The sequence below is a fragment of the Borrelia turcica IST7 genome (assembly GCF_003606285.1).
Lineage (GTDB): Bacteria > Spirochaetota > Spirochaetia > Borreliales > Borreliaceae > Borrelia > Borrelia turcica.
In genome coordinates this window covers 43,695-69,162 of record NZ_CP028885.1, presented here as the reverse complement: position 1 = coordinate 69,162, position 25,468 = coordinate 43,695, and the positions used below count along the sequence as shown (strand labels likewise).

The window sequence follows — 25,468 nt, the reverse complement described above, 5'->3', positions numbered from 1 at the left end:
ACTGCATTTATGCATACGAATAATTAAAATTAATATAAGCTCAACAATAAAGCCCCTGTCCTATTGTTATTAAATAGTAAGTCTATTCAATCTGAGCTTTTAAAAAAACACCAACTAATTATTCAACTTCGAACAAAATTCTTCAATATTTTCACTACTCTTTTCCAAGGCACTATGTGCATCTGTAATTTCTTTTCGTCTAGGCTCCATAAACTCACTAAAGAAATCGTTTCTTTGTTTCTGGTTTTCTACTGCTTTGATTTGTTCTTTAAACAACGCTAATAAATCTGCCTTTTTCTTCATAAACTCATCTAAAAGTTTATTGGCCTTTTCAATAGCCTCTTCATTACCACTCTTAAGCTTAGCCAGTGTTGCATCACTGAAATGCTCATATAAAACTTTGCGGTTAAATTCTCCAGCTACACCTATTCTAAATAAGAAGTAGTGATAAAACAAGGATGGTTCACTATCTTGACTCCCATAGTTGAATTCCTCATGGTTTAATTTAGTAATTATTTTATCTACCCCTGTAAGAAGACCAGCGTCATATTCTAGGCCTGCATAAATGTCACTCATACTATCTTGGTACCTATCACTGTCTTGTTGCACCATCAATTTTATAATGTTCAAAAATGAATAATCCTTCGCAAGAGATACTTTTGTAGTCCTTTCTTCAGGCTCTTGACTGTCAGGAAATAAACGACTCAGTTCTTCTTCGCTAGGAAATGGATGCTTTTTCTCGAATTTATTCTTAGCTCTCTTATGTTTCTCCCTTAATTCCTTGACCTTTTTCTCTAACATAGCGTAAAGTGCATCTCCCCCAACGTCGCCCATCTCCTCTTCCTCACCACCATCATTATCACTTATCTCATCTTCCTCATCATCATCATTATCACTTATCTCATCATCTACTGGCTTTTCATCTAATTTCTTCTTCTTAATACCTTTTTGCTTTCTCTTCTTCCCTGTTTTTGTTATCCCCGGCTTTTTCCCAGCTTTACCTTTAGATGTTTGCTGGCTACAACCCATTAATATAACTAGCAATACCAACAATACTCTATATAATCTCATATCATTCTCCTTTTTCTTACTAACATTTTTAATAAACATTAATTTAATTTATACTAAACCTACTTTAATTATTTATATGAAAAGCAAAGCAGGAAGTAGAACAGAAACATAGAGGAGTAGGGAAGACTTCGTAGCACATATCTATATAAGCTTAACAATAAACCCTAAGAATTTTAAGTAAGTCTAGTCAATATGAGCTTTTAAAAAATCACCAACTAATTATCCAAATCCGAACAAAATTCTTTATATTGTCCCTACTCTTTTCCAATTTACCATTTGCACCTTTAATTTCGTCTAGTCTAGGCTTTATAAACTCACTAAAGAAATCGTCTCTTTTTTCCTTGTTTTCTACTGCTTTGATTTGTTCTTTAAACAACTCTACTGAATCTTCCTTTTTCTTCATAAACTCATCTAAAAGTTCATTGGCCTTTGCAATATCTGCTTCACTACCACTCTTAAGCTTAGTAAGTGTTGCATCACTGAAATACTCATATAAAACTTCGCGGTTAAATTCTCCAACTTCACCTATGTAAAATAAGAAGAAGTAATAAAACCAGGTTGGTTCTTTAGATTGACCCTTATGGTTTAATTTAGTAATTATTTTATCTACCCCTGCAAGAAGACCAGCGTCATATTCTAGGCCTGCATAAATGTCATCCATCTCATCTGGGGACTTATAACTGGGTTGTTGCATCATCAATTTTACAATGTTAAAAAATGGATAATCCTTTGAAAGAGATGATCCTGCAGTCCTATCTCCAGGCTCTTGAATTTTAGGAAATAAACGATTCAGCTCTTCTTCGCTAGGAAATGGATACTTTTTCTCGAATTTATTCTTAGCTATCTCATGTTTTCCCCTTAATTCCTTGACCTTTTTCTCTAACGTAGCATAAAGTGTCGCTCCCCCAATGTCGCCCAAATTATCTTCCTTACCAGTATCATTATCACTTATCTCATCTTCCTCACCATCATCATTATCACTTGTCTCATCTTCCTCACCATCATCATTATCATTTATCTCATCATCTACTGGCTTTTCATCTAGCTTCTTCTGCTTAATGCCTTTTTGCTTTCTCTTCTTATTCCCTGTTTTTGTTATCCCCGGCTTTTTCCCGGCTTTCTCTTTAGATGCTTGCTGGCTACAACCCATCAATATAACTAGCAATATCAACAATACTCTATATATTTTCATATTATTCTCCTTTTTCTTACTAACATTTATAATCAACATTAATTTAATTTATACTAAACCTACTTGTGCTACGGATTCTTTCTACTCACTTTCTATGTTTCTGTTCTACATCCTCCTTTGTTTTCATATTAATAATTAACGTCTATATAAGCTTAACAATAAACCCTAAGAATTTTATGCAAGTCTAGTCAATATGAGCTTTTAAAAAAGCACCAACTAATTATTCAAATCCGAACAAAATTCTTCAATATTTTCACTACTCTCTTCCAAGGCATAATATGCATCTCCAGTTTCTTTTCGTCTAGGCTCTATAAACTTACTATAGAAATCGCTTCTTTTTTTCTTGTTTTCTACTTCTTTGATTTGCGCTTTAAACAACCCTAATAAATATGCCTTTTTATTTATAAACTCATCTAAAAGTTTATTGGCCTTTTCAATAGCCGCATCATTACCACTCTTAAGCTTAGCAAGTGTTTCATCACTTAAATACTCATATAAAACTTTGCGGTTAAATTTTCCAGCTGCACCTACTCTAAATAATAATTGGTGATAAAACAAGGATGGTTCATCAACTTGACTCCCATGGTTTAATTTAGTAATTATTTTATCTAACCCTGTAAGAAGACCAGCGTCATATTCTAGGCCTGCATAAAAGTCATCCATACTTTCTTGTAAACCTCTAACGAATCGGGGCTTCATCAATTTTATAATGTTCAAAAATGGATAATCCTTCGCAAGAGATGCTCCTGCAGTCCTATCTCCAGGCTCTTGAATTTTAGGAAATAAACGATTAAGCTCTTCTTCGCTAGGAAATGGATGCTTTTTCTCTAATTTATTCTTAGCTCTCTTATGTTTCTCCCTTAATTTATTGACCTTTTTCTCTAACGTAGCATAAAGTGTCGCTCCCCCAACGTCGCCCAAATCCTCTTCCTCGCCAGTGTTATTATCACTTATCTCCTCTTCCTCACCATCATCATTATCATTTATCCCATCTTCCTCTCCAGTATTATTATCACTTATCTCCTCCTCTACTGGCTTTTCATCTAATTTCTTCTGCTTAATGCCTTTTTGCTTTCTCTTCTTCCCTGGTTTTGTTATCCCCGGCTTTTTCCCGGCTTTATCTTTAGATGCTTGCTGGCTACAACCCATCAATATAACTAGCAATATCAACAATACTCTATATAACTTCATATAATTCTCCTTTTTTCTTACTAACATTTATAATAAACATTACTTTAATTTATACTAAACCTACTTATTCAACTTCGAACAAAATTCTTTAATATTTTCACTACTCTCTTTCAAGTCATAATATGCCTCTCCCGTTTCTTTTAGTCTAGCCTCTATAACCTTCATATAGAAATCGCTTCTGTGTTTCTGTTTTCCTCCTACTCTGATTTGCGCTTTAATCAACGCTAATAAATCTGTCTTTTTATTTATAAAATCATCTAAAAGTTCATTGGCCTTTTCAATATCCGCATCACTACCTCTCTTAAGCTTAGCAAGTGTTGCATCACTGAAATACTCATATAAAACTTTGCGGTTAAATTCTCCAACTTCACCTATTCTAAATAAGAATAAGTGATAAAACGAGGATGGTCCATTATCTTGACTCTCATGGTTTAATTTAGTAATCATTTTATCTAACCCTGCAAGAAGACCAGCGTTATATTCTAGGCCTGCATAAATGTCATCCATCCTATCTGGGTACCTATCACTGCCTTGTTGCACCATCAATTTCACAATGTTCAAAAATGAATACTGCTCCGCAAGAAATGCTCTTGTAGCCCTTTTAGACTCTTGAATGCTAGAGAATAAACGACTACGCTCTTCTTTGTTAGGAAATGGACGCTCTGTCTCATTAAATTTATTCTTAGCTCTCTCAAGCTTCCCCCTTAATTTATTGACCTTTTTCTCTAACACAGAGTAAAGTGTCTCTTCCACTCGCCCACCGTCGCCCGAATTAGCTTCCTTACCAGTATTATTATCTCTTATCTCAGCTTCCTTACCAGTATTATTATTACTTATCTCAGCTTCCTTACCAGTATCATTATCATTTATCTCCTCTTCCTCACCATCATCATTATCATTTATCTCATCATCTACTGGCTTTTCATATAGTTTCTTATGCTTAACGCCTTTTTGCTTTCTCTTCTTCTTCCCTGTTTTTGTTATCCTCGGCTTTTCTTCGTCTTTCTCTTTAGATGCTTGCTGACTACAACCCATCAACATAACTAGCAATGCCAACAATACTCTATATAACCTCATATCATCCTCCTTTTTCTTACTAACATTTATAATCAATATTAATTTAATTTACACTAAACCTACTTGTTTAACTTCGAACAAAATTCTTCAATATTTTCACTACTCTCTTTCAAGGCATAATATGCATCTCCAGTTTCTTTTCGTCTAGGCTCTATAAACTCACTCAAGAAATAGCTTCTTTTTTTATTGTTTTCTACTGCTTTGATTTGTGCTTTAAATAACTCTACTAAATCTGCCTTTTTCTTCATAAACTCATCTAAAAGTCTATTGGCCTTTTCAATATCCGCATCATTACCACCCTTAAGCTTAGCAAGGGTTGCGTCATTTAAATACTCATATAAAACTTTGCGGTTAAATTCTCCAGCTTCTCCTATTTTATTTAAGAATAAGAGATAAAACCAGTATAATTTATTAACTTTACCCTCATAGTTTAATTTAGGAATTATTTTATCTAACTCTGTAAGAAGACCAGCGTCATATTCTAGGCCTGCATAAAAGTCATCCATCCTACCTGGGAACTTTCTTGTTGTTTGACTTATTAATTTTGCAATGTTAGCAAATGAATACTGCTTCTCAAGAAATATTTTTTCAGTCCTTTCAGGCTCTCGAATGTTAGGAAATAAATGTCTAAGCTCTTCTTCGCGAGGAAATGAATACCCTGCCTCTTTTAATTTATTCTTAGCTCTCTCATGTTTCTCCCTTAATTCCTTGACCTTTTTCTCTAACACAGAGTAACGTGCCTCTCCCCCAACGTCGCCCAAATCTTCTTCCTTACCAGTATCATTATCTTTTGTCTCCTCTTCTACTGACTTTTCATCTAGTTTATTCTGCTTAATGCCTTTTTGCTTTCTCTTCTTCCCTGGTTTTGTTGTCTCCGGCTTTTCTTCGTCTTTATCTTTAGATGATTGCTGGCTACAACTCATCAATATAACTAGCAGTATCAACAATACTCTATATAACTTCATACCATTCTCCTTTTTCTTACTAACATTCATAATCAACATCTAAATTTATACTAAACCTACTTATTCAACCTCAAACAAAATTCTTCAATATTTTTCCTACTCTCTTTCAATTCTTCATATACATATTCCATTTCTGTTTGTCTAGGCTTCATAAACTTCACATAGAAATCGCTTCTTTTTTCCTTGTTTTCTACTGCTTTGATTTGTGATTTAATCAACTCTACTAAATCTGCCTTTTTCTTCATAAACTTATCTAAAAGTTTATTGGCTTTTTCAATATCCGCATCATTACCACTCTTAAGCTTAGCCAGAGTTGCATCACTTAAATACCCATATAAAACTCTTCGGTTAAATTCTCCAACTGCACCTATTCTATTTAAGAAGTAGTTATAAAACCAGTATGGGTCACCCCCTTGATTCTCATGGTTTAATTTAGTAATCATTTTATCTACCTCTGTAAGAAGACCAGTGTCATATTCTAGGCCTGCATAAGTGTCATCCATCAAATCTGGGAAATCATTGTAAAATTGTTGCCTCATCATTTTTACAATGTTAACAAATGAATACTTCTCTGAAAGAAACACTTTTTCAGTCCTTTCTTTAGGATCTTGAATGTTAGGAAATAAACTACTACGCTCTTCTTTGTTAGGAAATGAATGCCCTTCCTCATTAAATTTATTCTTAGCTCTCTCATATTTCCCCCTTAATTCCTTGACCTTTTTCTCTAACATAGCGTAAAGTGTCTCTTCCTTAATGTCGCCCGAATTATCTTCCTTACCAGCATTATTATCTTTTATCTCGCCTTCCTTACCAGCATTATTATCACTTGTCTCATCATCCACTGACTTTTCATCTAGTTTATTATACTTAATGCCTTTCTGTTTTCTCTTATTCCCTGTTTTTGTTGCCCCCGGCTTTTCTTTGTCTTTATCTTTAGATGATTGCTGGCTACAACTCATCAATATAACTAGCAATATCAACAATATTCTATACAACTTCATATCATTCTCCTTTTTCTAGCTAACATTTTTAATCAACATTAACTAAATTTATACTAAGCCTACTTATTCAACTCCAAACAAAATTCTTTAATATTTTCACTACTCTTTTTCAAGTCATGATATGCATCTACAATTTCTTCTCGTCTAGCCTCTATAACCTTAATATAGAAATCGTTTCTTTGTTTCTGTTTTTCTACTTCTTTGATTTGTGCTTTAAATAACCCTACTAAATCTGCCTTTTTCTTCATAAACTCATCTAAAAGTTTATTGGCCTTTGCAATATCCTCAGCACTACCACTCTTAAGCTTAGCCAGGGTTGCATCATTTAAATACTCATATAAAACTTTACGGTTAAATTCTCCAGCTGCACCTATTCTATTTAAGAAGTAGTCATAAAACGCGTATGGTTCATTAATTTGACCCTTATGGTTTAATTTAGGAATTATTTTATCTAACTCTGTAAGAAGACCAGCGTCATATTCTAGCCCTGCATAAGTGTCATCCATCCTACCTGGGAACTTTCTTGTTGCTTGACTTATTAATTTTACAATGTTAGCAAATGAATACTGTTTCTCAAGAAATATTTTTTTAGTCCTTTCTTCAGGATCTTGAATGTTAGGAAATAAATTACTCAGTTCTTCTTCGTTAGGAAATGGATGCCCTGCCTCTTTGAATTTATTCTTAGCTCTCTCATGTTTCCCCCTTAATTTATTGACCTTTTTCTCTAACGTAGAGTAACATGTCTCATCCACTCCGTCGCCCGAATTATCTTCCTCACCATCATCATTATCTTTTGTCTCACCTTCCTTACCAGTATTATTATCCTTTATCTCGCCTTCCTTACCAGCATTATTATCTTTTATCTCACCTTCCTTACCAGCATTATTATCTTTTGTCTCGCCTTCCTTACCAGTATTATTATCTTTTATCTTATCTTCTACTGGCTTTTCATCTAGTTCCTCATTAGATGTTTGCTGGCTACAACCCATCAATATAACTAGCAATATCAACAATACTCCATATATCTTCATATCATTCTCCTTTTTATTACTAACATTTATAATCAACACCTAAATTTATACTAAACCTACTCTGTGCTACGAAGTCTTCACTACTCCTTCTATGTTTCTGTTCTACTGCCTACTTTGCTTTTCATATGAATAAGCACCTACTACTTATTCAACTTCGAACAAAATTCTTTATATTTTCACTACTCTCTTCCAAGTCATCATATACATCTCTCATTGCTTCTAGTCTAGGCCTTATCAAATTCATAAAGAAATCGCTTCTTTTTTCCTTGTTTTCTACTGCTTTGATTTGTGTTTTAATCAACCCTAATAAATCTGCCTTTTTCTTCATAAACTCACCTAAAAGTTTATTGGCCTTTTCAATATCCGCTTCATTACCACTCTTAAGCTTAGCAAGTGTTGCATCGCTTAAATATTCATATAAAACTTTGCGGTTATATTCTCCAACTTCACATATTCTATTTAAGAATAAGAGATAAAACCATTTTGGTTCACTAGATTGACCCTCATGGTTTAATTTAGTAATTATTTTATCTACCTCTGCAAGAAGACTAGCGTCATATTCTAGGCCTGCATAAATGTCGTCCATAAAATCTGGGTACCTATCACTGTCTTGTTGCCTCATCAATTTTACAATGTTAAAAAATGAATACTGTTTCGCAAGAAATGCTCTTGTAGCCCTACTATACCCATGAATATTAGGTTGACTGTCAGGGAATAAACGACTACGCTCTTCTTCGTTAGGAAATGGATGCCCTGCCTCTTTGAATTTATTCTTAGCTCTCTCATGTTTCTCCCTTAATTCCTTGACCTTTTTCTCTAGCACAGCGTAGCGTGCCTTTCCTCCACCGTCGCCCGAATTACCTTCCTCACCAGTAGTATTATCTTTTATATCGCCTTCCTCACCATCATCATTATCATTTATCTCATCATCTACTGGCTTTTCATCTAGTTTCTTCTGATTAACGCCTTTTTGCTTTCTCTTATTCCCTGTTTTTGTTGTACCCGTCTTTTCTCCTGTTTTCTCTTTAGATGTTTGCTGGCTACAACCCATCAATATAACTAGCAATACCAGCAATACTCCATACAACCTCATATCATTCTCCTTTTTATTACTAACATTTTTAATCAACATTAACTAAATTTATACTAAACCTACTCTGTGCTACGAAGTCTTCCTAGTCCTACTATGTTTCTGTTCTACATCTTCCTGCTTTGCTTTTCATATGAATAATTAACATCTATATAAGCTCAACAATAAATCCCTAAGAATTTTATGTAAGTCTAGTCAATATGAGCTTTTAAAAAAGCACCAACTAAATATTCAACTTCGAACAAAATTCTTTAATATTTCTCCTACTCTTTTCCCAGTCATGATATGCATCTACAATTTCGTCTCGTCTAGCCTCTATAACCTTAATATAGAAATCGTTTCTTTTTTTATAGTTTTCTACTTCTTTGATTTGTGTTTTAATCAACCCTAATAAATCTGCCTTTTTCTTCATAAACTCATCTAAAAGTTCATTGGCCTTTTCAATATCCGCATCATTACCTCTCTTAAGCTTAGCCAGTTTTTCATCACTTAAATACTCATATAAAACTTTGCGGTTATATTCTCCAACTTCACCTATTCTATTTAAGAAGTGGTGATAAAACGAGGATGCTTCACTACTCCCATAGTTTAATTCCTCATGGTTTAATTTAGGAATTATTTTATCTAACTCTGTAAGAAAACCAGCGTCATATTCTAGGCCTGCATAAAAGTCATCCATCCTATCTGGGTACCTATGATTGCCTTGAGACCTTATATCTGGGTACTTATAACTGCCTTGAGACCTCATCAAGTTTACAATGTTAAAAAATGAATACTGCTTCGCCATAAATGCTCTTTCAGCCCTTTTAGACTCTTGACTGTTAGGAAATAAACGACTACGCTCTTCTTTGTTAGGAAATGGATGCCCTGCCTCTTTAAATTTATTCTTAGCTCTCTCATGTTCCTCCCTTAATTCCTTGACCTTTTTCTCTAACGTAGCGTAAAGTGTAGCTTCCCCGCCGTCACCCAAATTAGCTTCCTCACCAGTAGTATTATCTTTTGTCTCATCTGCCTTTCCTCCACCGTCGCCTGAATTACCTTCCTCACCAGTATTATTATCTTTTATCTCTCCTGCAACACCAGTATTATTATCACTTGTCTCATCATCTACTGGCTTTTCATCTAGTTTATTCTGCTTAATGCCTTTTTGCTTTCTCTTATTCCCTGTTTTTGTTGTACCCGTCTTTTTCCCGGCTTTCTCTTTAGATGCTTGCTGGCTACAACCCATCAATATAACTAACAATATCAACAATACTCTATATAACCTCATATCATTCTCCTTTTTATTACTAACATTTTTAATCAACATTAACTAAACTTACACTAAACCTACTCTGTGCTACGTAGTACTTCCTACTCCTCCATGTTTCTGCTCTACATCTTCCTACTTTGCTTTTCATATGAATAATTAACGTCTATATAAGCTTAACAATAAACCACCATGCCCTATTGTTATTAAATGTAAGTCTAGTCAATCTGAGCTTTTAAAAAAGCTCCAGCTAATTATTCAACTTCGAACAAAATTCTTCAATATTTTTCCTACTCTTTCGCAATTTATCATATGCATCTGTAATTTCGTCTACTCTAGGATTTATAAACTTCATATAGAAATCGTCTCTTTTTTTCTTGTTTTCTACTGCTTTAATTTGTGCTTTAATCAACTCTAATAAATATGCCTTTTTCTTCATAAACTCATCTAAAAGTTCATTGGCCTTTACAATATCCGCTTCACTACCACTCTTAAGCTTAGCCAGTTTTGCATCACTTAAATACTCATATAAAACTTCTCGGTTAAATTCTCCAACTTCACCTACTACAAATAAGAAGTGGTGATAAAACGAGAATGGTTCACTAGATTGACCCTTATGGTTTAATTTAGGAATCATTTTATCTACCTCTGTAAGAAGACCAGCGTCATATTCTAGGCCTGCATAAATGTCATCCACCTCATCTGGGTACTTATGACTGTTTTGAGACTTCATCAATTTTACAATGTTAAAAAATGAATACTCCTTCTCAATATATGCTCTTAAAGCCCTTTTAGACTCTTGAACGTTAGGGAATAAACGACTACGTTCTTCTTCGTTAGGAAATGGACGCTCTTCCTCTTTAAATTTATTCTTAGCTCTCTCTAGTTTCTCCCTTAATTCCTTGACCTTTTTCTCTAAAGTAGAGTAAAGTGTCTCTTCCTCGCCATCGCCCGAATTAGCTTCCTCACCAGTATCATTATCACTTATCTCCTCTTCCTCTCCACTATTATTATCACTTGTCTCATCATCTACTGGCTTTTCATCTAGTTTATTCTTCTTAATGCCCTTTTGCTTTCTCTTCTTCCCTGTTTTTGTTATCCCCGTCTTTTCTCCTGCTTTCTCTTTAGGTGCTTGCTGGCTACAACCCATCAATATAACTAGCAATATCAACAATACTCTATATATTTTCATATCATTCTCCTTTTTCTTACTAACATTTTTAATCAACATTAACTAAATTTATACTAAACCTACTTGTGCTACGTAGTCTTCCCTACTAGTCCTTTCTAACTATTTATCAATTGTCCTATTTCTTTCTCCATTTCAAAAAGGCTATCATATGATTTCTTAAACTCTGGGTCTTTTTCATCTGCTATCTTATCTAACTCAATTTCCATTAAGTCTCGTCTGTTCTTTTTCGCTGCTTCTGCAATTCGTGCTCTAATCTGCCCTATGCAATTTGACCTTGCCTTAATAAAATCATCTAAAAGTTTATTAACCGCCCGTATTTTTACTGAATCTTTACTTTTAATAAGCTTAGATAGGTTTTCGCCTGATAAATGCTTGTATAAAACATTGTATTTGAGTTCTGTTATTCTATATAACGCGAGCACGAAAGAATTGCAACTAGGGTCTTGTGTATAATTATGTAGTACTTTGTTCAATACTTCGTCTACCTGCTTTATATAAGCTACATCATATTCCAGACTTGCAAATACATAATCTACTCTATCCAAAGCAGCATACATTGTGTTATATTTGTAGAATTTATCTGCAAACTGTTTAAAATGCCCACTCGCAACGAAACCTTTCTTAGCTTTCTTAAGCTTTTCCCTTAATGACTTTACTTTCTTCCCTAAGGGAGAGGACAGTACTTTAGCATCTGTTATTTCGTCCTCATACTCATCTTCATCTTCATCGGTCTCATCATTATCTTTATTGGTCTTCTTGTTATCTTCATCGGTCTCATCGTTATCTTCATTGGTCTCATCATTATCTTCATCGGGCTTCTCGTTATCTTCGTCGTCCTCTACAGTCTTTTTATCTAGTTTATTCTTCTTAACGCCTTTTTGCTTTATCTTATTCTTCCCTGTTTTTGTTATCCCCGTCTTTTCTCCGGCTTTCTCTTTAGGTGCTTGCTGGCTACAACTCATCAATATAACTAGCAATATCAACAATACTCTATGCAACTTCATGTAATCCTCCTTTTTCTATTTTGACTAATTATCATTTACATTTATTTCAATTATAAATAGGTATTTTAAATTCATCTACTCTGTGTCATAAGAGCCATCTGCTCCTTTTTAATGATTAAACGAATTTATTTCTATGATTATTGAATTTAAAAATTATCAATATATTCTTTACTTTTTTACAAAATAAGATCATTCACACTACAAGTAACATAAATAATATTATTTATCTCCTCATGTAATGCTCCTTCAATATAATATCATTACCTTTTTATTTCTATATCAATTATATAGCAATTATCAAGTTAAACTTGATATCATTACATATTAAGTTTAACATAAACATTGCTAAAATTACTCTATAAAATAAGATATAAAAGATGCTCTTTTTACTGAGCTTTATTTAATCTTTCAACATCCTCTGAGATTTTTTTGAGCCTTTGAAGTATTCCTTGTAAATTTAAATTGCTGTTTGTCATCTTTTGCATCTCTTTATTAATAAATGCTTTAATTTGCTTTTTTACCTCTATTTCTGACAAGTTTGCTTTAATCTCTGCTAGGTAATCATTTACTTTCTTTTCAAGGTTAGCATAAAGAAACTCTTTTACTCTACGTTTGTCTTTTACTTCACCTTCTTCGTCGTCTTCTTCGTCTTCTTCCTCTTCTTCATCTTTCTCTATCTCGTCCTCGTAGACTTTCTCTATCACTGATTTACTTATTTCCTTTCCTGCCTCTTGGCTACAACTCATCAAAACTGCAAGTAACATAAAAAACACTATTACATATTTTCTCATGTAATCTCTCCTTTAATACATACTATGCATTATTTACTTATATATTAATTATCATGTTAGACTTAATACCATTATATATTAAGCCTAACATGATTTTCCAATTATAAATATATATATATAAAAAGAGAAGACCAGTACTCTGGCCTCCTTTATTTAACTATCTTTCTAATATTTTTTCTTATATTATCAAGATTCTTGTTTTCTTTATTAATATCTGAGTTTTTGTCTGTTATTTTAAGCAATTCTGCTCTCATCAATGCTTCATTATTCTTCTGAGCGCCTGCTCTTGACAACTGTTTTTGGATATTATTTATTAATTCTTCTCTCTTAGAAATAAATTCATTTAAAAGCTTTAGAGCTGTAGGAATAGCTGTTGCGTCTTGACTGTTCTTAAGTTTTGCTAGGCCTGCATCCTTAAAACTCTCATTTATCACCCCATTAGTTAAATTCCCAATGCTATTTAGCAACGTTACCAACAATCTGGCAATATACTTATTGTCACTCCCGCCTAAGTCAACTCTATTAAGTGGTAGCTTAACAAATATTTCTTCAAACTGTTTTATATCAAGAGCATCATACTTTAAAGATGAATATATATTATGCTGTACCTTTGGAGTACTATAATGCCCATACCTAATTGTAATACCCCCTATCTTACTGAGTCTGTCTACAAGAGCAGTAAATGAATGGCCTTGCGATACAAATGTACTCTTAGCATCATCAAGCTCGCTCTTAAATGACTTTACTCTTCTCTCTAGTTCAAGGTAAGGGTCTTGTTTTGGCTCTTCAGCCTTCTTTATTGAGTCAACACTATCCTGCTGTATTGAGTCTTGGACTGCATTTTTTTTATCTTCCTGCTCTTTTGTTTTATTTTCTGCATCATCTGTTGGTTTTACTTCTGGTGCTGGGGCACTTGTTGGCGCTGGGGAACTTGCTGGTGCTGGTGCGCTTGCCGGTACTGGTTCACTTGCTGGCACTGTTGCACTTGCTGGTTCTGGCGCCCTTGCTGGCTCTGGTGCATTTGCTGGTTCTGGTGCATTTGCTGGTTCTGGTGCATTTGCTGGTTCTGGTGCATTTGCTGGTTCTGGTGCACTTGTTGGAACTGCTACACTTGTTTCAGTTGTAGCTGTTGCTACACTTGCTCCACTCCCTGTATTTCCTTTATCTTTTACTACTTCTTCTTCTTTTTTTGCTTCACCTGCTGGGTTTGCTCCTGCTAATTTATCTTCTTTTTTTGTATCACCCGTTACACCTACTTCTGCTACTTTATCTTTTTCTTTTGTATCATCTGTTGGTTTTACTTCCGACTCTTCTTCCTTTGTTGTATCATCTGCTGTGTTTGATTCTTCTTTCCCTGCTTCATCTTTCTTTCCTGCGTTTGTTTCTGTTCCTACGCCTGTATTTATTCCGCTTTTTGCCTCTGTCTTTTTTTCTGTTTTAGAAAATCTCTTCCATCCAACAAGACTGACCCCTTCTTGACGACATCCCATTAACACAGTAAGTAAAATAAACAATATTATACTAATTCTTTTCATTAAATCTCCTTTTGATAATTAACAAATAGCAATTATATTATTATATATTAATTATTAAATTAGTATGATTTAATATCATAATGATAACAATTATATACTAATTTTATTTTGTAACGCCAATCTCTTTCTAAAAATGCTAATTTAACCTTTTAATTAACCTGGGGCTTTTATTGTCTTTACTCATGTATTACTTAAAAAGATTAAACTCTATATAAAATTAGAAAATATGTTTTAATTATTATTAACATTAAAAATGTAGTAAAAAATTTATGCATTTTATTTGAAATGAGATAAATTGCGTTAAATTAACAATTGTATGCTTAAATATGTTTATTTATATCTTTAAAATAAAAGCATATGCAGGAGAAGAATTATGAAAAAATTAATAACAATAACTTTAGTGCTACTATTATCAAGTTGTCACTTTGATAAAGAATTATCATCACTAGGTGGTAGCGGTGAAGATTTACAAGAAAAATTATTGCAAACAACAACAGACCTTTTAAATAATAAAGATGTTCTTAAACTAGCAGATGAAGCTTTGGATATATATAAAGATTATGTGGCACAGAACAATGATGAAGCGGGCAAGCAGCCTGAGGTGGGTAAACAGGAAGAGCCAAAACAGGAAGAAGAAGCCGTGGTGAAGCAGGATGAAGAGCAACCAAAAGCTGAAGAAGTGGCAGTGGGGCAAGAAGAAGAAGTGGCAAAACAGGATGAGCTAGATAAACAGGCTGAAGTGGCAGAAGAAAAGGCTAAGGCTGAGGCTACAAGAAAAGCTGAGGAAGAAAAGCAGGCTGAGCTAGCAAGACAAGCTAAAGAAGCAGCAGAAAAGGCTGAGGCTGAGGCTACAAGAAAAGCTAAAGAGGCAGCTGCAAAACAGGCTGAGAGAGAATTAATAGATGAAAAGCTATTATTTATTAAAGATTCTCTATTGAAAGGAGCACAACTATCAAGTTCTATAAACAGAGATAATGAACTTGTCGACTCAATTAATACTTTCTTTAAGAAGCTTAATGAGTCCCAAGAAAAAGACTTAGTTAATTATGAACACATAACAAAAATGTTTAATGTTTATAAAAATTTAAATAGCATCCAAAACAACGAAGGATTGAAAAATAACCTAGAAATGGGATACCCAACTAATTTAGCAGCACGCTTTTACTATATTCAATACAACGATGTTGACACTCAAATACAAACTATTACAACTTTCACCAAAGACTTCTGGGACAACACATTATTCAAACACATACAAGCAGCTAAAATTAATTTTAAAATCTAATTATTTAAATCACCTCATTTAAAACATAAAAAAGCAAGGTCATGTGGCCTTGCTTTTTCTTTTATTTGAACCACAACAACGGTATGACTAATAATTGGCAAGCATAAACATGTAATTAGCTTATTATAGTTAATACTGCGCTACTTTTATGCATACGGAGGGGATATTAATGAACAAAATTTTCATTCAAATAATAATACTTTTACTTTGCGTCATCTCTTGTAAGAGCACTTCCACAGAAGATAGCTCAGGTTACCACGGTGACAGTAAGGACAAGAAAGGTTACAACAAATGGTACTATGACAATTACAAGAAACATGGAATAAAAAGAGGAAGAAGTGGCGGACGGGGAAGAAGACGCTAGCCACAGCCTAACTACTATATTCCCTAGACTATAGGCAGTATAATAGTTATTTTCTTCTTTCTATCTTCTTTAGAGTAATGTTGATAATAACTAATTTTGAGCTAGCTTATGACAAACTTTTTAATTAAAACAGTATTTTTACTTTTTATGATGTCTTGTGGTCTGATTTCCGATTTTCATGAAAAATTAACGAAAACAACCAAAAAACCAGAATCAGAATTAAACAAAATCAAGGATGATACTAATTCTCTTACAACAAAAGCTCTTGATGATAAAACACAAGAATATGACTATGGAGGAGGTTACTACGGGGGTAGCAAGGACAAGAAAGCTTACAACAAGTGGTACTATGACAATTACAAGAAGCATGGGAAAAAAATAGGAGGAAGTGGCAGGCGAGGACGAAGACGATACTAAAAGCCTAGCTACTATATTCCCTATGCTAAATAGGTTGTAGTGTTCATTTTTCTCTTCCACGAGCCTACATAATCACTCAGATAAATTTTTACATTTATTTTATTAAATAAAACTATCAATTTAATGTAATAGGTATTAGAATAATGACATGGATTACTTAAGTGAAAAAATAGAATATTTACATGAAAATATGGATTCCTTGATAAAACTAATAATACAAGATATCAAAATCGATATAAACCTTACTATAAGGAACGGGGTCAGGAAAGCGGTGGAGCAAGGTATTGCTAGTGATGTCAATAAAGACATAAAAGAAAAAGTTAAGCAAGGGATGATGAAAGACATAAGAGAAAAGATACGAGAAAGTGTAATGCAAGATATAAAGCAAGAAATAAATCAAGAAATAAAAAGAGGCGTATTAGAAGCAGTAAAGGAAGAAATAAAAAGAGAAATATTACAGGAAATAAAGCCAGATATAAACGGAGAAATGAACAAGATAATTAATCATATGTTCTCAACATAGCATATTTGAATAAAGAACTTTATAAAAGACAAAATAACTAAATCACTTGACTAATATTTAGGCTTTATTTTAATGGATTCTAAATATTAGTCCCCCCAGACTTAAGAAACACCTGAAGTATTGCCCGTTACAAGAGTAGGGGTTCCTGTTGCATTAACATACATTATGCTACCCCCGCCATGCGTATGACTTTCAAATAATTTACCATTAATATATACTTTTCCTTTAAATGAAATGCTGTCCGCTTCAATGACTAAAGACTTAACAGAAACCTTAATGCTCTCGCCCTCAAGGCTTGCATTCTTAGCATCAAGTCCTAACTTGTCGCTTTTAATGCCCAGTTCCTTTGAAGATATATTAAATTTATCTATCTTAATGCTTGCACACTTAGGGTCTATGGCATTTAAGATATAAAAATAGTTTTTGTCAAAATAATTATTATCCGATTCATTGAAAATATTGATACTACTTTGAAGCAATATTACCTTATCGCCTTCTTTAAGAGAAAGCCTTAGGCTTGAAATATTACGAGTTGAGATACCCAAATCATCATATTCTTCAATTAAAACAACCCCTTCCTGAGTTTTAAAATCAAACTGTTTAATAACACCAATCCTGCAAATAAACACATTCTTGTGCAAATATTGCCTAGCATCCTCAAGTGCCAGAGAGTCATTGCTTAAACTGCCTAAACTTCTGCAAACATCATAATTTTTATTCATATACTACCTTACCTAGTTCATTAGATTCATCGTAAAGCTTTAATTTTAATGTGCAATCACCTATGTTGCTTAAATGAGCACTTGTCTCTTGTACAATAGCCTTTACAACTTCTCCATATCGATTTATAAACTTAACTCTGTCCCCTACCTTAATCTTGTCTGTGAAAAGAAGTGTGGCGTTCCAAAAATTAAAAGTAAACTGCCCCAATGCCCTTACTTCCTTTTGAGGAATAAATAAGAGTGCATAGTCTTGTAAATTCTTATAAGACCTCCCAACACCACCTAACGCATTAAAATTTATAAAAATAAACCTAGTATCAACCTCACTAGTCAAATCCCCAGAATCAACAAATATTGAATGAACATATTTACCCAAAAGCTTTTCTATAAACTCTTTAAAGGTTGATACATAAAAACTCTCATCTATTGTGCGCTCTCTGTCTTCTCTGCCAATATGAATAACGGCCTTGTCTTTAAATACTTCCCTTATTGCGTCTTCTAATGATTGACCATGAAAATTCTTAACAGGAAGTTTTTTATTTAAAAATGTATCTTTTGTTATAAGGTAAACATCATACTCACAAATAAAATCGCCATTTTCAAAATCAAAATCAATAGGTGCTCCCAAGTATCCAGCCATAATGAACTTATAGTCTATATTCGCTTCATAAGAAAACTTTCCGTAATATATCTTAACAACATCTCCAATTTTTAAAGACTTATTAAAATTCAAAGGCATATTAAACAACTGCAACCGTGCCTTTTTGCATTGCATCAAGCTTGAAGTTAAATATTCATTACTAATTAAAATATTAACAAGAGGAGCACCATCCTTTGTCTTTATTACAAGCTTAGGCCTAAGGCTAATGGCACCCCTGTTCACACTATAAAACTCTATTTTAAAGTTATATTGAAACAACAACATAAACAATTCCTTTATTAACTAGTGAATAAAACATGATTGTTGTCACAAGTTATTCAAAGTTATAAAGATCTTTTCTGTCAGCTAGTCTAGTACTACCATCAAGGCTCATACTGCCAGCAGGTCTCATACTTCCAGCTGGTCTCACACTTCTAGCTGGTCTCATACTTCCAGCTGGTCTCACACTTCTAGCTGGTCTCATACTTCTAGCTGGTCTCATACTTCTAGCTGGTCTCGCACTTCCAGCAGGTCTCGCACTTCCACTGGGTCTCATACTTCCACTAGGTCTCGCACTTCCAGCAGGTCTCGCACTTCCACTGGGTCTCATACTTCCACTAGGTCTCGCACTTCCAGCAGGTCTCACACTTCCAGCTAGTCTCGCACTTCCAACAGGTCTCGCACTTCCAACAGGTCTCACACTTCCAACAGGTCTCGCACTTCCATTAACTGGTCTCACATTTCCATCAACAGGTTTCACATTTCCATCAACAGGTTTCACATTTCCATCAACTGGTCTCACATTTCCATCAACTGGTCTCATATTTCCATTGGCTGGTCTCACATTTCCATCAACTGGTCTTACATTTCCATTAGCTGGTCTTGCATTTCCATTAGCTGGTCTCACATTTCCATTAGCTGGTCTCATATTTCCATTAGCTGGTCTCATATTTCCATTAGCTGGTCTCATATTTCCATTAGCTGGTCTTGCTTTAACTGAATTGTCGTGTGGGGAATCTAACTTTATACCAAGCCTACGCGTAATATAATCTTCTAAAAACTCAATCTCTCGCATCTGTATGCTAATAAATAATTTGGTATAATCGGGATTTTCAATCAAGTTCTTATTACTAAAATTAAAAAGCCTATGCTTATCTTTTCCAAGACGCCTTTCCATAGGAATTTCTATGATATCTTGAATTCTGTGGTCAACTTCCAAGAAAATATCATCATCACTATGATTGTTACCTTTCCTTAAAAACTCAGTCTCTACTTTTAAAAAAAAATCATCTCTTATTAAATTTAAAAGAGCATCATAATAGTTCTCAAATTCTGTTATTCTTTTTAAAATTCGGTCAGCCTTAAGATGCCTAATTGAATCAGTGGCCTTAATTAGCATTCCTTCCCTGTATTCATAGCTTAAATCATATGCATCCTCAATATCTTGTTCAAAATTCCAATTATTGAAATTAAAAGGCCTTGAGGGTACCTTAGCTGTAAGATTTAAACTTAACAACAATAAAAATAATATATAAATAACCTTAACCATAAATATTCTCCTAAACCTATTTTAACCTTTATAGCTTGAAAAATTAAAAGTTTTGACTATTTTAATTTGCAAGCTAATGTCCAATTCATCAATGAATGGAGTACTTTTCATTTTTAAGGAATTAATAATAGCCGTCTCATAAAATCCTATAGAAGGGCCATAAATGGTATAATAAACGCCCGCCTTAAATCTTTCTCTAAACTGCATCTTTACAAAATTAGAATTAAACTCCAATGCGCTGTTTGCAAAAGGGGTTACTCTTAAATTGTCAAGCAAAACCTTTTCATAAAGAGATGAGAGTACTGCGTTATTTAGCGTAATTACTTCAGGATTTGCGGTAACATTATAATTTACAAATTCAGAATGCCTGTTTGCAATATTAATAACTGCCCTCTGGCTACTAATGCTACTTAAATGCTCTTCTACAGACCCTTTTTTTGGGAATACAAAAAAAACTTGAGGAAGATATGCTAAACCTTTAAAATCAGGGCGTGGAAAAAGCGCAATAAAGTTAGATGCACTTGAAAGACTTAAAACTTGACTCACAATTTCCCGAATAAGTAGTGTTGTTTTCTCTAGTATACTAAACATATAAGCTCCTAAGGCATGCGAGAGAACTCACTGCCCTTCTTATACTCACTCATGTTGCTGTTAAAGTGGTTTGATTGCATACCTATCTTAAATGAATCTGCTAAGGTATTAATGGCATTTTCCATATTGAAAAAAGCATCGCTTAAGGGCTCTGCAATATTTTTTGTAAAGTCTAGGTTACGCATATAACTTAAAAGTTCTCTAATCTGCTCGTTAACCAACTGCATGTCTTCTTTATACCCCAATGGACTTGCGATAACACTAGAATTTAAACCTTGACTTGAATCTAGGCTACCAAAACTTGTAAGTGCACTATTAAGTCTACTTTTCACCAAATCGCCACTTGAGCATGCATCATTTGCAAAGTTGATACTAAAATTATCACCCAAACCATAAGAGCCACATTTATTGTGTTCTCTATTATTAACAATCGAAGACAAACGACTATTATCACCTTTAAATAAATCATATATAACAGACACAGCCTCATCATTATCCTGCAAGTGCTCGCTCGTCTTTAAATAACTTGCAAGTTTAACCGCATCAAACAGTGTCCCACCATTATTACCAGGCAGAGCACTAGATAGCAGAGATTTAAACCCACAGGTCTTTAAAATAAAATCATTCATGTCTACTTGAGTTTCAAACTTACCCGTGTCCGTAAGCATGTCTTTTATTTCTTTATTTTCAAAATTACTATAAGTAATATCTCTAATGCCCACTCGATTAGTGGGTTGTCTTAATTCTATGTTTAATTTTTGCTTACTAGTATCGCTAACATCATCAACTAGTTTATGCCAATTAAATTCTTTAAGATTTTTGTTTGTGCCTAATTTAAATTTATCTTGAGCGTTTGTAGAAGAAAGAGGAGAATCTAGCCTGTCTTTTAAATCATATTCACTGTTTTCTCTATTTAAATTAGCAATAGGAATACCAATGTGATTACCAGAAACACTTCCTAAAGCAAAATCTAGGGTATTTCCCGTCCCTCTAGGAACTAAATTTGCTAAACGAATTAAGCTTGATAAAAGATTTTGACTCAAATTGCTAGGTAAAGTTTCCCTATCGTCACTAGAATTGCCTTCCTGACTCTCTAGTCTACTCTCTAGTCTTAAGGAATCAAACAAATCCTGCAAAGAACTTGAACCACTAATTTCTGTTTCTAGTCCTAAAGCATTAATACAAGGCAAGCCACTCTTTAAACTAGCATTGACTTCTTTAAATAAATTTTCCTGTGTATCTAAACACAAGAGAACAGATTCAATCTGTTCTCTTAAGTGTTCATAATTTGTCATTTTTAAGCCAATATGGTTAAAAAACCCACTGGTTAATAAAGGAGTGTTGGGTGCAAACAAATCCTTCTCTAGTTCCCCGACAAAAGATTTATTTCCACACTGTTTCAATAAATTATATCTCATAAAATTTCCTATACCTTATTTAGCAAAATTTTTCATAAATTTCTTTCTTAAGCTTTAAATTAGCAATTTTATTGATTTCTACAAGCTCCCTGTATTTAAATTGTCTAACCTCATCATAAGTACAAACGCCCATTAACACAGGAAAATAATACTTACAAGACTCACTCCTTAAGTATTTCAAATATGAAAAATAATCATTTAAAGTAGCATTATGATTCATGCATTGCACCTTTTTTAAATTTTTTTTAAATTAATACAAATAGAATAGTTACAAAGAAACTAAGCTCTCATAATTCCACTTGTCATCAATATGAGAATACTTAATAAAATTTCCATTAGCGTCTTGATGACTCTCAACATAAACCAAACTAGGTTCTCTAAGCCCTTCAACTTTTTCTAGTAAAGAATACTGGACAGCAAAAAGAATTGTGGGAAGAGCATATTTATACAAAAATGAATGCCTTCTATTGGCGTTAATAATCTCGTAAAATTCATCAAAAAAGGCAGGAGATATCATTAAAGTACTTATTTTCTTAAGAACAGACAGGTTATTAAGCTCACGCCTTAGGGTTTCCTGATTAACATCAAATCCCAAAATAGAATCCCATTCATACATGGGTATGTCTCTTAATACATATTCATAAGTCTTGTGTTTATCTAAAATTTTTAACTTGTAACGCACCTAACTCCTCTCAACTTCACAATTAATCGCATGTATTACAAATTTAACGGTCTCATTATCATTTGCATAACTCCTACTTGGCACTTCGGCAAAAAATGCACTATTAGATACAACCTTAAGCCCTATTTGGTCATTGAATACCAATGGTTTAAGTTTTTCTAATTTTGAAGAGTTAGAGTAAAATTGCTCATTACTAAGTTTAGTTAAAACCTTATAGTCAAATGAGCCCTTAGTAACCTCTAAATTGAATATATGCGTAACCGTACGCGGATCCCTGAAACTAGGAATTGGAACATTTCTGTCCTCCGTGCTTGCGGTAGCCATGGTAGAAGGAGAAGTTGAATATTGTATCTTCCCTCTATCTATTAGAACACCTGCAAAGCTAAAAAATACTAAATCTAGTGAATAGTATTCCTTCATTAAACAGCCTCCTTTTTTAAATAATCATTAATATCATCACTACTTATGTTTAAAATGACACTTTTAAAACTGTCATTATATTTAACACGAATTGATAAATCTAGCGCCAATCCACTACTTGCCTTAAGCTCAAGTTTAATGTCGGAAAAAGACACAATAAGACCTGCGTCCCTGAATCCTTTAAATAAACACTCAAGGCCTGCCGTGTATGCATTGTTGCCTTCTTTAACTTTTAACTGGCTAAGTTTGCTGTTTTGTCTATTGTTACGGCTCCAAATACGAATAAGCTCACGAGTGGCTTCCGTTTTTAAGAGATGGTATGTAAAGGCCTCGTCAATTGGATTGCCGGCAACATCCACCCCTTCCTTGAATGCCAAAACACCATCCCTTCCCGTTTCATTAAGTAGAGAATAAAAATTAATATTGTTTTTTCTCAAAGAACTAATTAAAGTTGCATCATAAATTGGATTTGCTTTTAATGTAATCCCATAAGGATTTACAGAGTGAAAAATGGATGCTTGATGCAAATACTTGGACACAAACTTAAGATGTAGATGCTCATTATCACCCACATAAACAAGAATAACGCCATCAAGTTCGCTAGCATTCTTATCCTTTAACTCCTTGGGCAAATCCTTGCTCTTAGTTGACAGTACCATAAATTTAGATAAACCCTCTAGCGCCTCAAAGTCACTCTTTAAAGCATCGTCCGCTACCTCATCTACAAATACCACAAAGGTGTGTACATGCTCCCTTAAGTATTTAGCTACTTCTTTAATATCTTTATAGATATAAAAATCAACAGACTTAAGGCCTTCTGATGCAAATAGGGCAGAAAAACTCTTCGCTAAAAGAGTTCGCTGTGTCTCGGCCGTCTTCTTTCGAGACTCATCACTGCTAATTTCCTGCCTTAGCTTTAAAGACGCTATACTGTCTTTAAAGCCTGAAACATTTAAAACAAAATGCCCTTCACTTAAACAATCGCTCTTGTAAATAAGTAAAGGATTATAGTATCCAACATCATTTAGCTTAACTTTATTTTCAATTAAATTAACATTAATTGTATCTTGTGGCATATATTCTCCTTTTTTAAATCTAATTTTTAATTTCTAGTATTAATTTTTAGTCTCAATAGCCTGTATATTTGCCCTGTAAGCTTGACTTAACCCCAAAACTGCTCTGTTCCCACTCCCTGTAACCCTTACAAACCCATTATTATTTAAATTACTTGTTGCATTTATGTAATAATTTAAAGATAAGCTATATGAACTCTTAAGTTTTTTCCTAAACTCAAATTTATGAGAACTTGCATGCAAAAAGTCTAAAAAGTGTTCATAAATGCCGTGCAAATTGCAATAAATCTCTAGTTCACTCAAATCCCTAACAAATCCCATAAAATGCAGAGTAAAATTTAAACCAAACTCATTAACATTCTCATAAAACCCGCCACTTCTTAACTCGCGCGGGTCAAGACCCTCATACCCTTCTGGTTTAATAACAAGTAAATCGGGGTGATTTTCTTGTAAATCACTTAAATAAAGATTACTACGTAGGTTTAGAAGCTCTACTTCTAAAGAATGCTTCTTTAAATACTCCTTAAAGTTAAGGAGTATTTTTATTAAGAATTCCTGAGATTCATATAAACCTAGTAACATACATTTTCCTACTAACAACTGCCTATACGCAATTAAAGCCCCTGAAGAATCAACATGGTATATCCAATTTCATTTTGAGCAAACCCACTTATGCTAACAATTTCCAAAAAACTTTTATCAACCAAAACCTGTTCTTCCGGTCTAAAATCAAGATAGTCTAGTGTATAAACTTTAGCGAAAAATTCATTAGCAATAATTTTTGTATCAAAAAGGTCAATTTTCTCTTCTTTTGTAAGTGGTAAAAAAACACCACTAAATTTAGTAAAGTTCTTTCTACTAATTTTCTTCTCATAGGAAGCATTTTCCTCATTTTTAACTAACGTCTTTTTAAATAAAAACATAGGTTGTGCATATCTTTTAATACTATTTTTTATAGATAAATTTACTTTCTCAAGCGCACCACTCATCATACAACTCCTATCAATGCTTTATTTTTGTACCCACTAATCTCATTCAAGAGGCTTTTAAACGCAATACAAAAATCTTTGCTTAAAGCCTCTTCTCTTAGAACACAATCCGAATACTCTACAGCTATCTCATTAAATTTCTCTGACTTCACTTTACTAAAGTCAAAATGTACAAGCCTACCTCTCTTCTTAAGTTCACACCCTAGAAAATAATAAATAAGTAAAAACACCTTGCTTTCATTTAAGTCACCTACGCCTATGCCCCTGCTAAGTAAAACATCCTCAAGCAACTTCAAATACATATTAAATTCATCAATACTAAGCTCCTCTGCCTTAAGCATAAGCAAGCTTAATACTCGAGAATATGTTTCTCCTACCAAGTCCAGAAAACCTCTACAGTTCATCA

The 25,468-nt window shown here is 33.6% G+C and carries 29 protein-coding genes; 4 read left to right on the top strand and 25 right to left on the bottom strand.

What is annotated here, in order from left to right; all coding sequences use genetic code 11:
* Positions 1 to 114: 114 nt before the first annotated feature.
* The 13 genes from DB313_RS04955 to DB313_RS04895 form a co-directional block, all read right to left on the bottom strand.
* Positions 115 to 1,071 (bottom strand): hypothetical protein, encoded by a 957-nt coding sequence (locus DB313_RS04955; protein ID WP_152031115.1) that lies wholly within the window; start codon positions 1,069 to 1,071, stop codon positions 115 to 117.
* Positions 1,072 to 1,279: 208 nt separating this feature from the next.
* Positions 1,280 to 2,263, bottom strand: a complete 984-nt coding sequence (locus tag DB313_RS04950) for a hypothetical protein (RefSeq protein WP_120104770.1) — start codon at positions 2,261 to 2,263, stop codon at positions 1,280 to 1,282.
* A gap of 216 nt (positions 2,264 to 2,479) precedes the next feature.
* Positions 2,480 to 3,454 (bottom strand): hypothetical protein, encoded by a 975-nt coding sequence (locus DB313_RS04945; protein ID WP_120104769.1) that lies wholly within the window; start codon positions 3,452 to 3,454, stop codon positions 2,480 to 2,482.
* A 60-nt stretch (positions 3,455 to 3,514) separates the two neighbouring features.
* A complete protein-coding gene (locus DB313_RS04940; protein ID WP_120104768.1) occupies positions 3,515 to 4,531 on the bottom strand; it encodes a hypothetical protein in 1,017 nt (338 codons plus the stop codon).
* Positions 4,532 to 4,590: 59 nt separating this feature from the next.
* Positions 4,591 to 5,496: a hypothetical protein gene (locus tag DB313_RS04935; RefSeq protein WP_120104767.1), complete on the bottom strand. Its 906-nt coding sequence runs from the start codon at positions 5,494 to 5,496 to the stop codon at positions 4,591 to 4,593.
* A 56-nt stretch (positions 5,497 to 5,552) separates the two neighbouring features.
* A complete protein-coding gene (locus DB313_RS04930) occupies positions 5,553 to 6,497 on the bottom strand; it encodes a hypothetical protein (protein ID WP_120104766.1) in 945 nt (314 codons plus the stop codon).
* A gap of 59 nt (positions 6,498 to 6,556) precedes the next feature.
* On the bottom strand, positions 6,557 to 7,528 hold the full coding sequence (locus DB313_RS04925) for a hypothetical protein (protein ID WP_120104765.1): 972 nt from the start codon (positions 7,526 to 7,528) through the stop codon (positions 6,557 to 6,559).
* A 148-nt stretch (positions 7,529 to 7,676) separates the two neighbouring features.
* Entirely contained in the window at positions 7,677 to 8,621 is a 945-nt protein-coding gene (locus DB313_RS04920) for a hypothetical protein (protein WP_120104764.1), read from the bottom strand.
* Between the two features lie 220 nt (positions 8,622 to 8,841).
* Entirely contained in the window at positions 8,842 to 9,888 is a 1,047-nt protein-coding gene (locus tag DB313_RS04915) for a hypothetical protein (RefSeq protein ID WP_120104763.1), read from the bottom strand.
* A gap of 229 nt (positions 9,889 to 10,117) precedes the next feature.
* Entirely contained in the window at positions 10,118 to 11,059 is a 942-nt protein-coding gene (locus DB313_RS04910; RefSeq protein WP_120104762.1) for a hypothetical protein, read from the bottom strand.
* A 95-nt stretch (positions 11,060 to 11,154) separates the two neighbouring features.
* A complete protein-coding gene (locus tag DB313_RS04905) occupies positions 11,155 to 12,063 on the bottom strand; it encodes a hypothetical protein (RefSeq protein ID WP_120104761.1) in 909 nt (302 codons plus the stop codon).
* A 386-nt stretch (positions 12,064 to 12,449) separates the two neighbouring features.
* The gene (locus DB313_RS04900) at positions 12,450 to 12,854 is read right to left on the bottom strand and encodes a hypothetical protein (RefSeq protein ID WP_120104760.1); all 405 of its coding nucleotides are present in this window, start codon (positions 12,852 to 12,854) and stop codon (positions 12,450 to 12,452) included.
* Positions 12,855 to 13,003: 149 nt separating this feature from the next.
* Positions 13,004 to 14,389 (bottom strand): hypothetical protein, encoded by a 1,386-nt coding sequence (locus DB313_RS04895; protein WP_120104759.1) that lies wholly within the window; start codon positions 14,387 to 14,389, stop codon positions 13,004 to 13,006.
* 373 nt (positions 14,390 to 14,762) lie between these two features.
* Between DB313_RS04895 and DB313_RS04890 the strand changes: the two genes are divergently transcribed.
* The 4 genes from DB313_RS04890 to DB313_RS04875 all read left to right on the top strand — a co-directional run bounded on the left by DB313_RS04890 (position 14,763) and on the right by DB313_RS04875 (position 16,978).
* Entirely contained in the window at positions 14,763 to 15,674 is a 912-nt protein-coding gene (locus DB313_RS04890; RefSeq protein WP_120104758.1) for a hypothetical protein, read from the top strand.
* A 169-nt stretch (positions 15,675 to 15,843) separates the two neighbouring features.
* Complete coding sequence (locus DB313_RS04885) at positions 15,844 to 16,038, top strand: hypothetical protein (RefSeq protein ID WP_120104757.1); 195 nt, start codon at positions 15,844 to 15,846, stop codon at positions 16,036 to 16,038.
* 108 nt (positions 16,039 to 16,146) lie between these two features.
* Positions 16,147 to 16,455, top strand: a complete 309-nt coding sequence (locus DB313_RS04880; protein WP_120104756.1) for a hypothetical protein — start codon at positions 16,147 to 16,149, stop codon at positions 16,453 to 16,455.
* 148 nt (positions 16,456 to 16,603) lie between these two features.
* Complete coding sequence (locus DB313_RS04875) at positions 16,604 to 16,978, top strand: hypothetical protein (protein ID WP_120104755.1); 375 nt, start codon at positions 16,604 to 16,606, stop codon at positions 16,976 to 16,978.
* A 101-nt stretch (positions 16,979 to 17,079) separates the two neighbouring features.
* Here the strand turns inward: DB313_RS04875 and DB313_RS04870 are convergent, their stop codons facing one another.
* The 12 genes from DB313_RS04870 to DB313_RS04815 are packed head-to-tail and all read right to left on the bottom strand — an operon-like array spanning position 17,080 to position 25,466.
* Positions 17,080 to 17,700: a DUF777 family protein gene (locus DB313_RS04870; RefSeq protein ID WP_120104754.1), complete on the bottom strand. Its 621-nt coding sequence runs from the start codon at positions 17,698 to 17,700 to the stop codon at positions 17,080 to 17,082.
* Positions 17,693 to 18,625 carry a DUF693 family protein gene (locus tag DB313_RS04865; protein ID WP_120104753.1) on the bottom strand — a complete coding sequence of 311 codons (933 nt, stop codon included), beginning with the start codon at positions 18,623 to 18,625 and terminating at the stop codon, positions 17,693 to 17,695. The genes DB313_RS04870 and DB313_RS04865 overlap by 8 nt, the downstream gene beginning before the upstream one ends.
* A gap of 49 nt (positions 18,626 to 18,674) precedes the next feature.
* On the bottom strand, positions 18,675 to 19,889 hold the full coding sequence (locus DB313_RS04860) for a hypothetical protein (protein WP_120104752.1): 1,215 nt from the start codon (positions 19,887 to 19,889) through the stop codon (positions 18,675 to 18,677).
* Positions 19,890 to 19,910: 21 nt separating this feature from the next.
* The gene (locus DB313_RS04855) at positions 19,911 to 20,480 is read right to left on the bottom strand and encodes a DUF792 family protein (RefSeq protein ID WP_120104751.1); all 570 of its coding nucleotides are present in this window, start codon (positions 20,478 to 20,480) and stop codon (positions 19,911 to 19,913) included.
* An 8-nt stretch (positions 20,481 to 20,488) separates the two neighbouring features.
* Positions 20,489 to 21,898, bottom strand: a complete 1,410-nt coding sequence (locus tag DB313_RS04850; protein ID WP_120104750.1) for a hypothetical protein — start codon at positions 21,896 to 21,898, stop codon at positions 20,489 to 20,491.
* Positions 21,899 to 21,917: 19 nt separating this feature from the next.
* Positions 21,918 to 22,118: a DUF1322 family protein gene (locus DB313_RS04845; protein ID WP_120104749.1), complete on the bottom strand. Its 201-nt coding sequence runs from the start codon at positions 22,116 to 22,118 to the stop codon at positions 21,918 to 21,920.
* 48 nt (positions 22,119 to 22,166) lie between these two features.
* On the bottom strand, positions 22,167 to 22,580 hold the full coding sequence (locus DB313_RS04840) for a DUF1473 family protein (RefSeq protein WP_120104748.1): 414 nt from the start codon (positions 22,578 to 22,580) through the stop codon (positions 22,167 to 22,169).
* Complete coding sequence (locus DB313_RS04835; RefSeq protein ID WP_120104747.1) at positions 22,581 to 23,000, bottom strand: DUF1463 family protein; 420 nt, start codon at positions 22,998 to 23,000, stop codon at positions 22,581 to 22,583. It lies immediately after the preceding gene.
* Entirely contained in the window at positions 23,000 to 24,076 is a 1,077-nt protein-coding gene (locus DB313_RS04830) for a DUF787 family protein (RefSeq protein ID WP_120104746.1), read from the bottom strand. The genes DB313_RS04835 and DB313_RS04830 overlap by 1 nt, the downstream gene beginning before the upstream one ends.
* 39 nt (positions 24,077 to 24,115) lie before the next feature.
* Positions 24,116 to 24,655, bottom strand: a complete 540-nt coding sequence (locus DB313_RS04825) for a DUF764 family protein (protein ID WP_120104745.1) — start codon at positions 24,653 to 24,655, stop codon at positions 24,116 to 24,118.
* Between the two features lie 32 nt (positions 24,656 to 24,687).
* Complete coding sequence (locus DB313_RS04820; protein ID WP_120104744.1) at positions 24,688 to 25,062, bottom strand: DUF1506 family protein; 375 nt, start codon at positions 25,060 to 25,062, stop codon at positions 24,688 to 24,690.
* Entirely contained in the window at positions 25,062 to 25,466 is a 405-nt protein-coding gene (locus tag DB313_RS04815) for a DUF3890 domain-containing protein (RefSeq protein ID WP_120104743.1), read from the bottom strand. Before DB313_RS04815 ends, DB313_RS04820 begins: the two co-directional genes overlap by 1 nt.
* Between the last annotated feature and the right edge of the window lie 2 nt (positions 25,467 to 25,468).

Bases quoted from the DNA above. Each gene is read 5' to 3' on its own strand.
- DB313_RS04955 (WP_152031115.1), bottom strand. From the start codon at position 1,071: ATGAGATTATATAGAGTATTGTTGGTATTGCTAGTTATATTAATGGGT.
- DB313_RS04950 (WP_120104770.1), bottom strand. From the start codon at position 2,263: ATGAAAATATATAGAGTATTGTTGATATTGCTAGTTATATTGATGGGT.
- DB313_RS04945 (WP_120104769.1), bottom strand. From the start codon at position 3,454: ATGAAGTTATATAGAGTATTGTTGATATTGCTAGTTATATTGATGGGT.
- DB313_RS04940 (WP_120104768.1), bottom strand. From the start codon at position 4,531: ATGAGGTTATATAGAGTATTGTTGGCATTGCTAGTTATGTTGATGGGT.
- DB313_RS04935 (WP_120104767.1), bottom strand. From the start codon at position 5,496: ATGAAGTTATATAGAGTATTGTTGATACTGCTAGTTATATTGATGAGT.
- DB313_RS04930 (WP_120104766.1), bottom strand. From the start codon at position 6,497: ATGAAGTTGTATAGAATATTGTTGATATTGCTAGTTATATTGATGAGT.
- DB313_RS04925 (WP_120104765.1), bottom strand. From the start codon at position 7,528: ATGAAGATATATGGAGTATTGTTGATATTGCTAGTTATATTGATGGGT.
- DB313_RS04920 (WP_120104764.1), bottom strand. From the start codon at position 8,621: ATGAGGTTGTATGGAGTATTGCTGGTATTGCTAGTTATATTGATGGGT.
- DB313_RS04915 (WP_120104763.1), bottom strand. From the start codon at position 9,888: ATGAGGTTATATAGAGTATTGTTGATATTGTTAGTTATATTGATGGGT.
- DB313_RS04910 (WP_120104762.1), bottom strand. From the start codon at position 11,059: ATGAAAATATATAGAGTATTGTTGATATTGCTAGTTATATTGATGGGT.
- DB313_RS04905 (WP_120104761.1), bottom strand. From the start codon at position 12,063: ATGAAGTTGCATAGAGTATTGTTGATATTGCTAGTTATATTGATGAGT.
- DB313_RS04900 (WP_120104760.1), bottom strand. From the start codon at position 12,854: ATGAGAAAATATGTAATAGTGTTTTTTATGTTACTTGCAGTTTTGATG.
- DB313_RS04895 (WP_120104759.1), bottom strand. From the start codon at position 14,389: ATGAAAAGAATTAGTATAATATTGTTTATTTTACTTACTGTGTTAATG.
- DB313_RS04890 (WP_120104758.1), top strand. From the start codon at position 14,763: ATGAAAAAATTAATAACAATAACTTTAGTGCTACTATTATCAAGTTGT.
- DB313_RS04885 (WP_120104757.1), top strand. From the start codon at position 15,844: ATGAACAAAATTTTCATTCAAATAATAATACTTTTACTTTGCGTCATC.
- DB313_RS04880 (WP_120104756.1), top strand. From the start codon at position 16,147: ATGACAAACTTTTTAATTAAAACAGTATTTTTACTTTTTATGATGTCT.
- DB313_RS04875 (WP_120104755.1), top strand. From the start codon at position 16,604: ATGGATTACTTAAGTGAAAAAATAGAATATTTACATGAAAATATGGAT.
- DB313_RS04870 (WP_120104754.1), bottom strand. From the start codon at position 17,700: ATGAATAAAAATTATGATGTTTGCAGAAGTTTAGGCAGTTTAAGCAAT.
- DB313_RS04865 (WP_120104753.1), bottom strand. From the start codon at position 18,625: ATGTTGTTGTTTCAATATAACTTTAAAATAGAGTTTTATAGTGTGAAC.
- DB313_RS04860 (WP_120104752.1), bottom strand. From the start codon at position 19,889: ATGGTTAAGGTTATTTATATATTATTTTTATTGTTGTTAAGTTTAAAT.
- DB313_RS04855 (WP_120104751.1), bottom strand. From the start codon at position 20,480: ATGTTTAGTATACTAGAGAAAACAACACTACTTATTCGGGAAATTGTG.
- DB313_RS04850 (WP_120104750.1), bottom strand. From the start codon at position 21,898: ATGAGATATAATTTATTGAAACAGTGTGGAAATAAATCTTTTGTCGGG.
- DB313_RS04845 (WP_120104749.1), bottom strand. From the start codon at position 22,118: ATGAATCATAATGCTACTTTAAATGATTATTTTTCATATTTGAAATAC.
- DB313_RS04835 (WP_120104747.1), bottom strand. From the start codon at position 23,000: ATGAAGGAATACTATTCACTAGATTTAGTATTTTTTAGCTTTGCAGGT.
- DB313_RS04830 (WP_120104746.1), bottom strand. From the start codon at position 24,076: ATGCCACAAGATACAATTAATGTTAATTTAATTGAAAATAAAGTTAAG.
- DB313_RS04825 (WP_120104745.1), bottom strand. From the start codon at position 24,655: ATGTTACTAGGTTTATATGAATCTCAGGAATTCTTAATAAAAATACTC.
- DB313_RS04820 (WP_120104744.1), bottom strand. From the start codon at position 25,062: ATGAGTGGTGCGCTTGAGAAAGTAAATTTATCTATAAAAAATAGTATT.
- DB313_RS04815 (WP_120104743.1), bottom strand. From the start codon at position 25,466: ATGAACTGTAGAGGTTTTCTGGACTTGGTAGGAGAAACATATTCTCGA.